Raw genomic sequence first — 14207 nt, forward strand, 5'->3', positions numbered from 1 at the left:
GAACCGCAGTACTTCCGCCGGTTTCACTTTAGTTCCAATACAGGTGTTTATTAATAATACAAACGCCGTACAGCAAAGGATATGTATTGGCATGCATCTTGCACAATAATAAAGTGAATTCATTTTATATAGCAGGAGGTATAATGATGAGCAAGATTTCAGTAGAACGCTTAAATTATGACAAAGTAGATCAAGAGTTAGAAGATTTGCAAGATTTAAAACAAGAGGACCTAAGAGAGGCGGATGAATTAGCCTATTCACTCTACCGGATGGCCATTCGTTTTGGAACATGGGATCCCTATGAAATTGATTTAACTCAAGATAAAGAAGATTTCGCAAAAATGGATGAACAAAAAAGAGATTATCTAATACATTTCTGTAATGGATTTTTTGATGCAGAAGAAAGTGTTGCAGTGCAATTTTGTCCGTGGATAATGGTGGCTCCAACTACTTGGCAGCAAGCCTATTTAAGTACTCAATTGGTTGAAGAATTCAAGCATACTGAATTTTTCAAAAGATATTTTGAAGAAGTATTTGAAATGAATCGTGAAGAAAAAGCTGTAAAAAATTATGTCCACGAAAGTTTGACGGAGAAAGGTAAGCAATTAATACAATCGATAGATGAAGGTCCCAAGGCACGTGAAGCAGCGATGGTGGAAGGGATGACCCAATACCAAGGTATTATAGAGGGTGTACAGGCAATGGTTGGCTATGATGTTTTTGAATCTGTTTGGGGTCAATATGGTTACTTGCCAGGTTTACAAAAAGGTTTTAAAAATATTAAAAGGGACGAAGGAAGACATGTTGGATTTGGTCTTCGTTCTCTCAAACGTTTTGCAAAAAATCCAGAACATGCAGAGAGAATTAAAAAAGTGTATGAAGAATTTTTGCCAGGTATATTAAAACGTTACGATCAACAAGTTATTGTAAATGGTAAAGAAGTAGAAACACCTGAAGAAGTACAAGGTAAGGAAAGAATTGAAAAAATGATTAAACTTAGAATAAAAGATATTTTGGGAGAAGATATTCAATTGCAAGAGAGATAAAGATTACCCAGCATAAAAAGATCCACAATATAACGGAGAATCTCTAAGATAACAAGTATGCATGAAAAGTAGTAAGGACAAAACGGGAGGTATTATAATGGGGAAATTTGCGATTGTAGATAAAGATTCTTGTATTGCATGTGGCGCTTGTAATTGTGTTGCTCCTGAAATTTTTGATTATGATGATGAAGGAATTTCTTTAAATATATTAGATGATAACCAAGGGAACATTGAAGTACCAGAAAAATTTTATGAAGATCTAGAGGAAGCGGAAGAAGGTTGTCCAGTACAATGCATTAAAGTAGCTGAACAGCCATTTGGTGGAGACCCATTTAAATTCACTTCATAAATTCCAGTCTTTTTTAAAGAAAAAATTCCGTTATCTTGGAGGATTTTTCATGACAAAGAAGCAACAGACTACTTATGACATCACTATTATTGGTGGTGGGCCAGCTGGATTGTTCACTGCCTTCTATGCAGGGATGCGAAATTTATCGGTTAACATTATCGAGAGTTTACCTAATCTAGGAGGACAGTTATCAACTTTATATCCTGATAAGTACATCTATGATGTAGCTGGGTTCCCAAAAGTAAAAGCACAAGAATTAGTGAATAATTTAAGCGAACAAATGGCTCAATTCAACCCAACTGTAACGTTAAACGAAGCTGTTCAAGAAGTAAAAAAACAAACAGATGGAAGTTTTTTAATAAAGACAAATGAAAACATTCACTTGACAAAAACAATTATTATTACAGCTGGAAACGGGGCATTTGAGCCGAGGAAACTAAAGTTAGCTTCAGCCCGGCAGTATGAAGGGAAGAATTTACATTACTTTGTGGATGATATAAATAAATTTAAAAATAAACGTGTCCAGTTATTTGGCGGTGGAGATTCTTGTGTGGATTGGGCTCTGATGCTGGAACCAATTGCTAAAGAAGTGACAATCGCTCATAGACGGACTAAATTCCGTGCTCATGAACACAGCGTAGATTCTTTAAGAAATTCTAGTGTTAATATATTAACCCCTTTTGTACCTGTAGAGTTTACGGGAACTAACAATATTGAACAAGTTATTTTAGAAGAAGTAAACGGACAACATAAAAAAGTTATTGAGGTCGATGAAGTAATCTGTAACTATGGTTTTGTATCCTCACTAGGCCCCATTAAAGACTGGGGTCTTAACATTGAGAAAAATAGTATTGTAGTAAACTCAAAAATGGAAACAAATATAGAAGGTATATACGCTGTCGGTGATATTTGTACGTACGAAGGCAAAGTTAAACTTATTGCAACAGGTTTTGGGGAAGCTCCTACAGCTGTAAGTAATGCTAAAATTTATATTGACCCAAGTGCAAAGATGCAGCCAGCTCATAGTACAAGTATTATGGGTGAAAATGAAAAGAACAAAGCATTAATTTAAAGGAATTTCGGTAAAAGTACTTTATAAATTAGCAGGAAAGTAGACAATAGGTCCCTGGAAAGGATAATTATAATATGTAAATGGACCTGTTATCTCCTCCTGCCCTTGTTGAAATGTCTGAAATTTCCAAAAAATATATTGTTACAAACTCCTAGAATAATAGAGATAAGTAGAATAGAAAATGGAAGGTGAAGCAAAATGAAAAAAAAGTTTACAATAATAGCATTGGTATATGTGTTAATATTGAGTGCATGCGGCAATTCTGGAGAAACAGAAGCAGGAAGTACGGATGAAGTGGATGAAAGTGCTGAAACGGTTCAAATCAGACTAGGACATGTTACTCAAAAGACTCATCCGTATCATTTAGCAGCCGAACATTTTGCTGAGCAAGTAGAAGAACAATCAGGTGGAAGCTTGAAAATTGAACTCTATCCAGCACGTCAGTTAGGCGGAGATGTTGAGATGCTCGAAATGCTTCAAAACGGCTCTTTAGAAGCAGGATTCATTTCTTCATCTGTATTTAGTGGTTCTACCCCGGTTATGGATGGTTTACAGCTTCCATTTCTGTTCGATAGTTATGAGGTATTTGGAAAAGCCATTCAGAGTGAGACGGCAGGAAAAATGCTGAATCGGCTGGAAGAAATAAATTTAAAAGGGCTTGGCATTAATGAAAGCGGTATGAGGCACATGGGTTCCAATGTTTCTCCAATACAGTCGCTTGAGGACATGGATGGTCTTAGCATTAGAGTAGCAGAAAGTCCGTTAATGCAAAGCATTTTTACAACACTTGGAGCTGACCCAACGTCAATGGCATATGGGGAAATTTATTCTGCTCTGCAAACCGATGTTATTGATGCGCATGAAGCAAACTTGGAGACGTATGTTTCTGAAAATCTACATGAAGTAACGGAATATATTACTCTAACAAAACATTTCCCTTGGCCAAATGTTAACGTATTTAACCTGGATTTTTATCAATCCCTCTCGGATGAGAATCAACAAATTTTAGATAAAGCAGGAGAAGAAACGCAATCATGGATATTAAAAAAATTAGTTGAAATTGATGAGGAAGCACTCCAAGAATTGGATAACAAAGGCGTACATGTCGAAGAATTAAAAGATATAACTCCATTTCGAGAAGAAGTTGAACCAGTATATGAAGAATATGCTAAAAAGGACCCGCTTATTGAAGAATTCATCAACACAGTTGAAGAGATTAAAAGGGAGAAGTAGGATCAAAAATGAAACAGCAGAGACTCCCAGCATAGACGTCATTAGATTAGGTTGATAAAATATTATATAACTCGAGTAAGGTTAGGGGCTGTCTCAATAAGTGGAACAGCTACATTTTTTAATTAACGTCAACTGAAATACACGTAGAATCCAGCAGTCGTCGGCTAAGGAAAAGGGACTTCTACTAAGAAAAATAATGAGCCTTCTACTAAAACCATACACGTCGACGCACAGGACATGCTAATGTTGTCAATGCCACAGGAGGTGGCGGTTTTGGCACCGAAAGTGTAACGTAGAAGTCACCGCATCCTGCAGAAGTCCGTCCTGTTCGTCGAAGGAACAGCTAAAGTGTTGCCGAGAAAGCGAAGTGGATTTCAGCTAAAAAAACCTTTTGGGACAGCCCTTACTATAATTAACTTTGAGGAAGGAATAAAATTTAGCCGTTTTGACTTGGCGGCAAGCCATGTTTTTCTAACAATAGGGAAGGAGTGAGAAATAGTGCATTTAACCGACCTTTTCGAATCTACTGTTAATAGAGCCCCTAATCAAAATGCAATTTTTCAAGGAGAAAAAAGTTATACATATTCACAAATAAATGAAAAAGCCAATCGGGCAGCATCATCTATGCAGCGATTGGGAGTAGGGAAGCAAGACAGGGTCATGGTGTTGTTAAAAAACAGGATAGAAAATATTATTATGTTCTGGGCCATTCAAAAAATTGGAGCTATATATGTTCCGATTAATTTGAGGATGTCCTTAGAATATATTCAATATTGTATAAACGACGTGGAGGCGAAAATGATCGTTTTCGAAGAATCCAGTCGGTACTTACTAAAACAAGAACACTTTAAACATAAACCTATCATAGTAAGTTTGCAAGGCATGGCAGATTTAAGCTATGACGAATTGGTTAAAAATAATTCTTTGTCTTTTCATATTCCAAGAAAAAACGCAGAAGATTTATCTACTATCCTTTATACATCTGGTACTTCAGGAAAACCAAAAGGAGTCCCTCGTTCTCATAAAAATGAATACACTTCCACCATGTCTCATATTATTCAAAATCGTTATGTTGTTCATGATTCAACACTTGGAGCTGTTCCTTTATACCATACAATGGGATTGCGTTCTCTGTTGTCTATGTCGATCTTAGATGGAGAATGTCACACCATGCTGGATTTTGATCCAGTTGAAGCTTTGGAAATCATTAGTAAACAGAACATTAGCTGTTTGTATCTCATGCCAACCATGTATCATGATCTTGTCCATTGTTCTAGAACGAAAAATATTGATTTTTCTTCCGTAAGAGTGCTTACATTTGCTGGTTCACCTATGTCGAAAGAATTGATAGAAAAATGTAACGAGATGTTTCAGCCGCAGCATTTGGTTAATCATTATGGAAGTACAGAAATATATACATTTACCACTTCAACAAACGTGAGAAATAAACCTTGGAGTGCTGGAAAACCAGGAATACATCAAAATGTTCGTTTAGTAGCTATAGATTCCAAAGGAAAGAGCGATCCTTCAAAGGTTGTAAAAGAAGGAGAAGTTGGTGAAATAATAGTGAACACCAATTCAGCAGAAGCATTTAAAGGGTATTGGAACCGCCCGGATGCTACAAATCAAGCCATAAACGATGGCTGGTATTATACTGGTGATATGGGAAAACGAGATGAAGAAGGGGACTTAACAGTTGTGGGAAGGGTAGATGAAATGATTTTATCGAACGGTGAAAACATTCATCCCCAAGAAATCGAAACCATTTTATCAAACCATCCTCTCGTTAAGGAATCAGCTGTCATTGGGGAAAATGATGAAAGGTTCGGCCAATTAGTAGTTGCATTTATTGTCCCGGAGAATAGCAATGTCACTGTTCAACAACTTGATCAATATTGTAAAGAAAGCCCTCGCTTATCAAACTATACTCGCCCAAGGAAATATATTTTTATCTCTGAACTACCGCTGAATAATTCAGGGAAAATTGATCGTCAAGGATTAGTTCAAGGATGTTACGCTGAAATATAATGAATAAAACGCTTTGGAGCCATTTTAAATATGATTGAAAAAAAGACAATAAAACAGCGGGGAAATAGTACTGTAATAACGGCGATAGTTGCCCCCCATGTCTCTTTGATGATCTAATCCTTTATGGTAAAATGTTAATGTTAAATAAATCAAAGTTTAATAGAAATCAAAAATAGACAAGAGATGCTCATAAAGTTAGAATTCTTACATGGCTGAGCTTTCTCTTCCATTTATTACATTTCATTATGACAACGTTTTCAAAATAACCATTGAATATTTGACTAATATTACAGAGTGGTAAGAAGAGAGGTGAAGGAATTGTCTGAATTATTGATAATAGATGATGATATTGAAAACTGTCAGAAAATCCGGTCTATTGTAGAAAACAGTCCATATAGAGATTTATTGATATATGAAGCAGAAACAGCTAAAGAAGGTTTAACAATCTTAAAGAAAAAAAAGCCTTTCATCATTATCCTTGACCTTTCTCTGCCTGATGGGGATGGTATAGACACAGGAAAAGAGATCCTAGCGTTGTATCCATATATTTCCATCGTTGTAACCACTCATTTAAAAATGTTTCAGCCAGTGTACGATAGCATAAATGCTGGTTTTTCGGCATTTCACCTTAAGCCTCTTGCTAAAAGTGAACTATTAGAAACATTTGATCGTTTATTTGCTGCAGATATGTTAAACGATAGTAAACAACTTTTAGAATTTCAAGGAAATACGAGCTCTTTCGAAACCGATTTCGCAAGCCCGATTCAAACAGCTATTGACTATGTACAACTAAATTACCACAAACCGATTACCTTACAGGAAGTTTCAGATATGGTATATTTAAGCCCCTCCCATTTCAGCCGTATGTTCAAAGATGAAACAAAAACAACTTTTATAGAGTATTTGACAGAGATACGAATTGAAAAGTCAAAACACTTCTTGAAAATGACTTCTTTACCAATAGAAGTGATTGCACATAACATTGGTTTTTCTAGTGCTGGTTATTTTTCAACAACATTTAAACGGCTTGAAGGAAAAACTCCTAGAGAATACCGAAATATATTTATTAATTTTATTGAAAAGCCTTACACAAATTCAGCGGGCGTAAGTAAAGGTTTATGAAAATCCTTTTTGTTCGAATCCTATCTTAAACAGTTTAGAGCTGGTTTAAATAAAGTTCCAATTGAAATTTAAAAAAGAACAAAGTCGGTGTAAAGAAGATATAGTTATCATCTTTGCGCCGTTTTTTTATGTATTAAGGGAAAAGATTTTTAATTATTAACATGGATAGAATAGTAATTAATTTTCAAAAAAGTCATTGATTAAATACGTATTATAATGTATCATAACTCATATGAAACGTATTATAATGTATTAAAAAAGGAGGGAGGGAAACGATTGTTACAACGTAAAAGTTCTAAATCTATGTATTTACAAATTTCAGAGTTTATAAAGAAGCAAATTTTAGAAGGTATTTACGAAGAAGGATCTAAAATTCCAACTGAAATTGAACTAATGGAAAGATTTAACGTGAGTAGAACGACCATACGATTAGCCATGAAAGAGGTAGTAAAAGAAGGACTTTTAGAAACTAAGCCAGGCAAGGGTACGTTTGTAAGTAAAGGAAAAATGTATCATCATTTGCAGGGATTCAAAGGATTATATGAGACATTTTTAGAAGCTGGAATGACTCCTGAAACAAAATTAATTGATTTTGAAACCGTTGTCTCGAATTATGACATTCAGTTGTCTTTGGGATTAGAAGTGGATACTAAAATTTTAAGAATTATGCGTTTATATTTAATTGATAACGAACCTATAGCGTTAGCGGAAATTTCTGTCCATCCGAAATTAGCAGATCTTATTTCCGAAGAGGATGCAGCTAAATATCCAGTTTATAAAACTCTTTCAACTAGAAGTGGTCATAGAATCAAACAAGCTCACTTTGAAATATTTGCTAAAGATTCTTCCGATTATGTAGCAGAAGCTTTAAACATCGAACAAGGATCAGCCACTCTTGGAGCTGAACGAGTATTATTTTCCGAGAAGAATGAACCAGTAGAGCATACTTATTTATGGTTCAAACCTGATGCTTATCGATTTACTCTCGATCTTGAAGGCGAAAATGGTTTGAAGTTGGTAGATGCCAGTAAATTTCAAAAATAATTTTTGTCGGTTAGAAAGAATGTAAGAGATTTCCCCTTGATTATAAAATTATTTACTAACTCAAGGGGAGTACGTTTAAAAAGGGAGGCAAATTATGAAAACGTTAACAATGTTTATTTTTACAGTAATTTTGTTATTTATTTCAGCATGTTCTTCTGGTGAAATGCAAGAAAGCTCTGGAGAGACAGATATTTCTGATTTACCCGAAACTGAATTAAGGCTTGGTCACAATGCACCACCAGAATCTCCGACTGGGCAAGCAGCAGATAAATTGGCGGAAATCGTTGAAGAGAACTCAGAGGGAAATATCACCATTGAAGTATATCCTGAAAATCAATTGGGTGATAATCGTGATTTAATTGAACAGACATCAGTTGGGGGCCTCGACCTTTCTATGGCTGGTTTAGGGGTATTAGGAGATTTGGCTCCTGAGTACAATTTTATGCAAATTCCATTTCTTTTTGAAAGCCAGGATCACATTCATAAAGTAGTTGAAAGTGATATAGGAGAAGAACTAGCGGAGCAATTAGTGCAAGAACATGATCTAAGGTTACTAACTCAAAGCTGGGACAGGCTTCCCCGCCAAGTAAGCGCCAACAAACAGATCACCAGTCCTGAAGATTTAAATGGCTTTTTAATTCGGACAGGTACCAAGGGAGCAACTGAAACATTTTCTATCTTAGGGGCTAAACCAACTTCCGTTCCACTTAAAGAGGTTTATTTATCATTACAAAATAACATTATCGAAGGGGTTGAACTTCCTCCCGACTACATGGTGACAAACAGTGTTGCAGAAGTTAATTCTCATTTAAATATGACGAATCATACGTATGGGACACAATTTATAGCTATGAATGAAATGATCTTCAATGAATTACCTGAACAATATAAAACAATAATCAATGAAGCAGTTCAAGAAGCAGGGAACTATAATAATGAATTGACAGAAGAAGAAACAGGTGAATATTTAGAAGATTTGGAAGAAAACGGCATGGAAATTGTAGAATTGTCTGATGAAGATCGTGAAAAATTTACTTCTACGGTACAAGAGAATATTGAAGAATTAGAACAAGTTTGGCCGGAAGCGGAAGGCCTCGGTGAAAGAATCCTCAATACCAAATAGTAAAGTAGGATAATTCCTGCTTTACTAGAAAGGGGTGAAGAAATGAAGAAATTACAATATATATTAAAGCTAATCTGCTCTGTCTTATTAATCATACTTGTAGTGCTTCTTGCATGTAACGTTTTTTTAAGATACGTAGTAGGGCAGCCTCTTGATTGGACAGAGGAAGCTGGAATGCTAATACTTGTCTGGATTACATTCCTGGGGGCCGTGTTGGCTGCTGGTGAAAATAAGCATATGGGAATGGATCTAGTCTATAACAAATTTAAAGGTACATCTAAGAAGGTCATGACTACGTTGATGGGAGGGCTAATTATAATTGGTCTTTTTATGGTCGTTTACTATGGAGCAGAAATGACTATAAATAATCTGAATCTTAAAAGTGAGTCCCTCCAAATTTCATATGCTTATTTTTATTTAGCTATTCCTGTAAGCTGTTTGTTATATGGAATTATAGAAGTTCAAAAATTAGTAAATCTGTATAGAAATAACCAGAAGGAGGGAAATTTATGATATTGCTTGTAGTTAGTTTACTATTTGCCCTAATTATCCTTGGTTTTCCAATTGCTATTTCACTCCTTTTGGTAAGCTTAGTTTATTTCACTCTTAATGGAATTCCTATGTCTGTTGTAACACAACAAATGTTAAACGGAGCTTCCTCTTTTATATTAGTTGCAGTTCCCTTATATATTTTTGCTGGTCAGCTAATGAATTTAGGAGGAATAACAAATAGAATAGTAAATTTTTGTAATGCATTATTAGGAAGAATTAGAGGCGGCTTAGCTCAAGTTAATATTTTCGCTAGTATGATTTTTTCGGGAATTTCAGGTGAAGCGGTGGCTGATACGGCTGGACTTGGTAGTGTTATGGTACCTTCTATGAAAAAACTAGGTTATCCAAAAGAGTTTAGCGCAGCAGTTACTGCTGGTTCGGCAGTAGCTGGTCCAATCATTCCTCCAAGCATTCCTATGGTAATATGTGCGTCTCTTGCTGGAGTTTCTGTAGGGAAAATGTTTTTAGGCGGGGCTGTTCCAGGAATTTTATTTATTATTTCTGCTATGGTATTCACCTATATTCTATCAGTGAAAAATAAGTTCCCTGTAGCAGATAAGACCTCTAAATCAGTGTTACTAAAATCGTTTAAAGATGCTTTTTGGGCTCTATTGGCTCCTGTAATTATTGTAGGTAGTTTAGTAATGGGCGTTGTCACTCCTACTGAAGCTGGGGTAATTGCGGTTGTATATGTATTCTTTATTGGTTTTTTTGTATATAAAGAACTCAGGATTAAAGATATATTTGAACACGCATGGCAAACCATTGTTACGACAGGAGCAATAATGTTTATCTTATCTCTAGCGAATGTTTATACCTACCTTTTAACAAGGGAACAAGTAGCAGAAGTTCTAGCTAATTCTTTGTTTAGCCTAACTCAAAATACAATATTTTTGTATTTAATTGTTTTATTTGTGGCGCTAATTGTAGGTGCTTTTTTATCAACTACTGCAGGTTTACTATTGCTTATTCCAATTCTTGGCCCCATTGTTAGCCAAACTGGAATGGATCCCATTCATTTTTATGTTTTAGTAACGATTGCATTATGTGTGGGAACGCTAACTCCACCTGTTGGAATAAACTTGTATCTTTCAGCACAGATTGCCGAAGCCTCACCTGAAAAGGTGTTTTATCAAATGATTCCCTATATATTAATATTGTTCCTGATTATTTTAATAGCAATATTTATCCCAGAGATAGTTCTTTGGTTACCGAATAAAATGATTAGCTAGGCGGTGAAAAAATGAGAAGTCATATTATAGATTCAAAGATTTTTGGTGATCAGTTTTCTACTGAAGAAATGAGGTTAATATTTTCCGAAGAGAATATGATAAACAAATGGATTGAAGTGGAAGTTGCTCTAGCTGAAGCAGAAGCAAAACTTGGAATTATTCCCGCAGATGCAGTTCATGAAATCAAACAAAAAGGTAAAGTCGAACTTTTTAATTTTGACCAAATAAAACAAGGGGTAGATAAAACCTGGCATCCCCTCGTTCCTTTTATTCGAGAATTTAAGTCATTGTGTGAAGATGAGGCAGGAGAATACATTCATTGGGGCGTAACGACTCAAGATGTGATGGATACGGGCATGGTGTTACAAATAAAAGAAGCTTTTAAAGTAATAGAAAAAGAGTTAGAGGATCTTCAGGAAATATTGTGTGAACTAGCAAAAAAGCATTCAGATACTGTAATGGCGGGACGTACTCATGGTCAGCATGCTTTGCCGATAACTTTTGGATATAAAGTTGCAGTGTGGGCATCTGAAGTTAACAGGCATGTTTCAAGGTTAAACAATTTAAAAGAGAGCGTACTAACGGGTAATATTGCAGGGGCAGTCGGTACCTTGGCTTCGTTAGGCGAGGACGGTCTTAAAGTACAATCTGAGGTAAACAGTTATCTTGGACTAGAAGTCCCCGATATTGCATGGCATGTTTCTAGAGATAGATTTGCAGATGTAACTTCCTTTCTTGGAATTTTAGGAGGGACTTTTGGGAAAATCTCTAATGAAATTATTCAATTACAAAAGACTGAAATTGCAGAAGTAGAAGAGCCGTTTGAGTTTGGAAGAATAGGAAGTAGTACAATGCCTCAAAAAAGAAACCCAATGGCTTGTGAAGCTGTAGGAGCCGTATGTCGATTACTAAGATCTCAATCGTCCCTTGGAATTGAAGCTATGGTTCAAGAACATGAACGGGATATGGGACCTTGGCAAGCAGAGTGGGAGTTTATACCAGAAATGTTTATGTTAAGTGCTTCTGTCCTTCACCACATGAAATGGATACTGAAAGATTTGCATGTTTACAGTTCAACGATGAGGAAAAATTTAGAAAAATCAAATGGCTTAATTATGTCGGAAGCAGTTATGATGCATTTGGCTGAAACTTTAGGAAGACAGAAAGCTCATGATGAGGTGTATCAAGTTGCTATGAAAGCTTTTGAAGAAAATATTTCCTTAAAAGATGCTTTAAAGTCTAATCAGGAGATTGCTGATATATTAAGCCCTCCTGAAATAGAAGAGTTACTTAATCCTTTAAATTATACGGGGTCTTCAAAAGAGTTTGTAGAGAACGTTATCAGTAAAATACAAGGATATAAATAGTATCTTTAAAAGTACTTTCGTCAAACAAATTTATCTTAGATTCCATATTATAAATAAATTGTTAGGTTTGTAATAGGATAGTGAGGAGTTAAAAATGAAGATCGTTGATATTAAGGAAAAAACGTTTCCATTGAAAACAAATATACGTAATTCCATTATAGATTTTAGCAAAATGACAGCATCTATTATTGCTGTGATTACTGACGTCAAGAAAGATGGGGAGCAAGTAATAGGTTATGGCTTTAATTCAAATGGGCGTTATGCACCAACTGGTCTATTGCACGAAAGATTTATCCCACGACTATTAGAGGCGGAATCTAGTAATGTTCTTAATGAGAATCAAACCAATTTTGATCCTCATAAAATATGGGATGTGTTAATGACTAATGAAAAACCGGGCGGCCATGGAGAGAGGTCTGTAGCAGTAGGTACTATTGATATGGCAATATGGGATGCTGTAGCAAAAATAGAAGGCCAACCACTATATCAAGTACTTGCAGACCGATATCGTAACGGTGAAGTTGATGATAAAGTGTTTGTATATGCAGCAGGAGGGTATTATCTTCCAAATAAGGGACTAATTGAGCTGCAAGAAGAAATAAAATCATATTTGGATTTAGGTTATTCTAAAGTGAAAATAAAAATTGGAGGGGCCACACTCAAAGAAGATTTAGAAAGAATTGAAGCAGTTTTAAAAGTGCTGCCGCATGAAAATGCATTAGCAGTTGATGCTAATGGAAGGTTTGATCTTGAGACGGCTATTGAGTATGGTAGAAATTTAGAACAATATAATTTATTTTGGTATGAAGAAGCAGGTGCACCGCTAGATTATCAATTACAAGCAGAACTTGCAAAGCATTATAAAAATCCGATGGCAACTGGGGAAAATCTTTTTTCAATGCAGGATGCAAGAAATTTAATTCGTTACGGTGGGATGAGAGCGGATAGAGATTATTTGCAATTTGATTGCGCATTGAGTTACGGATTGGTTGAGTATTTAAGAATTCTAGAAATGTTAAAAGAATATGGTTGGTCTTCTCGTCGTTGTATACCACATGGTGGTCATCAAATGTCCCTAAACATCGCTGCTGGTTTAGGATTAGGTGGAAATGAATCTTATCCGGGAGTGTTTGAACCTTTTGGAGGTTTTGCAGATGGTTATCCAGTGGAAGACGGCTATATTAAACTTCCTGATGTGCCGGGGATAGGATTTGAATCCAAGTCTAATTTATATGAGATTCTTCATTCCCTTAGTAAGCAATAAATTCACAAACTAAATCAAAAGTTGTTAAGAAAAGTACGTTAAAGGTTTAGATTCACTCGCTATTCTTCCTTCTTATCCCTTGAAGTGAAGGGAATAGCGAGTTTATTTTTGCTTTTATAAGAGTAGACAAAAAAGTCATTCTCTAGGAAGCGAATAGGGAGTAGTTATAGAGGCGTAGTCACCAGCTAGACGCGCTAAAGGTTTCCATTTCTCGATATCTGTTTTGTACGAATCGACATAGATATCTTTATGAACATGAATATGTACGACTTTCCCAAGCACAAAATGAGAAACGCCAATAGGAAGAATTTGATCTAGCTTCAGCTCAAATGCAATTGGTGATTCTTTTACCATTGGAGCATTGATTTTGAGAGCAGGCTGAGGTGTCAGGCCGGCTTGTTGAAATTCGTCAATCTCAGCCGGAAAGGATTTGGAAGAAATATACATTGGACTGCCCAGATGCTCAGGGACGATGTTTATAACATATTCTTTAGTGTCTCGGATGTTCGTTAGAGTGTCTTTAGCGTTATTGTTATTTCCTGGAGCTATAGAAATGGCCAGCGTAGGCGGGCACGGAGATGCTACGGTAAAAAAACTGAATGGTGCTAAGTTTAGGATGCGATCTTGACTTTTAGAAGAGACCCATGCGATGGGGCGGGGAACGACAGAACCAATTAATAATTTGTACATGTCTTGTACTTTTAGATCATCGGGGTTAAATGTATAAACGTTGTGATCTGGCATACTTGTTCCTCCTCTGAATAAAAATGGAAGC

At 35.8% G+C, this 14207-nt stretch carries 13 protein-coding genes; 12 read left to right on the top strand and 1 reads right to left on the bottom strand.

The window, feature by feature from the left end:
* Positions 1–143 precede the first annotated feature (143 nt).
* From FZF09_RS18535 to FZF09_RS18590, 12 genes are all read left to right on the top strand, one after another.
* Entirely contained in the window at positions 144–1046 is a 903-nt protein-coding gene (locus FZF09_RS18535) for a R2-like ligand-binding oxidase (RefSeq protein ID WP_233269564.1), read from the top strand.
* Positions 1047–1143: 97 nt separating this feature from the next.
* The gene (locus FZF09_RS18540; protein WP_158738080.1) at positions 1144–1395 is read left to right on the top strand and encodes a ferredoxin; all 252 of its coding nucleotides are present in this window, start codon (positions 1144–1146) and stop codon (positions 1393–1395) included.
* 49 nt (positions 1396–1444) lie between these two features.
* Complete coding sequence (locus FZF09_RS18545) at positions 1445–2467, top strand: NAD(P)/FAD-dependent oxidoreductase (RefSeq protein ID WP_158738081.1); 1023 nt, start codon at positions 1445–1447, stop codon at positions 2465–2467.
* 198 nt (positions 2468–2665) lie between these two features.
* Complete coding sequence (locus FZF09_RS18550) at positions 2666–3700, top strand: TRAP transporter substrate-binding protein (protein ID WP_158738082.1); 1035 nt, start codon at positions 2666–2668, stop codon at positions 3698–3700.
* A gap of 498 nt (positions 3701–4198) precedes the next feature.
* Positions 4199–5728, top strand: a complete 1530-nt coding sequence (locus FZF09_RS18555; protein WP_158738083.1) for a class I adenylate-forming enzyme family protein — start codon at positions 4199–4201, stop codon at positions 5726–5728.
* Between the two features lie 318 nt (positions 5729–6046).
* Positions 6047–6850, top strand: coding sequence for a response regulator transcription factor (locus FZF09_RS18560; protein ID WP_158738084.1), 804 nt, complete (start codon positions 6047–6049; stop codon positions 6848–6850).
* Positions 6851–7126: 276 nt separating this feature from the next.
* On the top strand, positions 7127–7894 hold the full coding sequence (locus FZF09_RS18565; protein ID WP_158738085.1) for a GntR family transcriptional regulator: 768 nt from the start codon (positions 7127–7129) through the stop codon (positions 7892–7894).
* 94 nt (positions 7895–7988) lie between these two features.
* Entirely contained in the window at positions 7989–9017 is a 1029-nt protein-coding gene (locus FZF09_RS18570) for a TRAP transporter substrate-binding protein (RefSeq protein ID WP_158738086.1), read from the top strand.
* A 42-nt stretch (positions 9018–9059) separates the two neighbouring features.
* A complete protein-coding gene (locus FZF09_RS18575; protein ID WP_158738087.1) occupies positions 9060–9530 on the top strand; it encodes a TRAP transporter small permease in 471 nt (156 codons plus the stop codon).
* The gene (locus FZF09_RS18580; protein ID WP_158738088.1) at positions 9527–10801 is read left to right on the top strand and encodes a TRAP transporter large permease; all 1275 of its coding nucleotides are present in this window, start codon (positions 9527–9529) and stop codon (positions 10799–10801) included. Before FZF09_RS18575 ends, FZF09_RS18580 begins: the two co-directional genes overlap by 4 nt.
* Positions 10802–10812: 11 nt before the next feature.
* Positions 10813–12168, top strand: a complete 1356-nt coding sequence (gene purB / locus FZF09_RS18585; RefSeq protein ID WP_158738089.1) for an adenylosuccinate lyase — start codon at positions 10813–10815, stop codon at positions 12166–12168.
* A 94-nt stretch (positions 12169–12262) separates the two neighbouring features.
* On the top strand, positions 12263–13432 hold the full coding sequence (locus FZF09_RS18590) for a mandelate racemase/muconate lactonizing enzyme family protein (RefSeq protein WP_158738090.1): 1170 nt from the start codon (positions 12263–12265) through the stop codon (positions 13430–13432).
* Positions 13433–13567: 135 nt separating this feature from the next.
* Here FZF09_RS18590 and FZF09_RS18595 read toward each other — a convergent pair whose 3' ends face one another.
* Positions 13568–14176, bottom strand: coding sequence for a flavin reductase family protein (locus tag FZF09_RS18595; protein ID WP_158738091.1), 609 nt, complete (start codon positions 14174–14176; stop codon positions 13568–13570).
* Between the last annotated feature and the right edge of the window lie 31 nt (positions 14177–14207).

Origin of the sequence: Alteribacillus sp. YIM 98480, from assembly GCF_009765375.1 — a bacterium.
Lineage (GTDB): Bacteria > Bacillota > Bacilli > Bacillales > Marinococcaceae > Alteribacillus.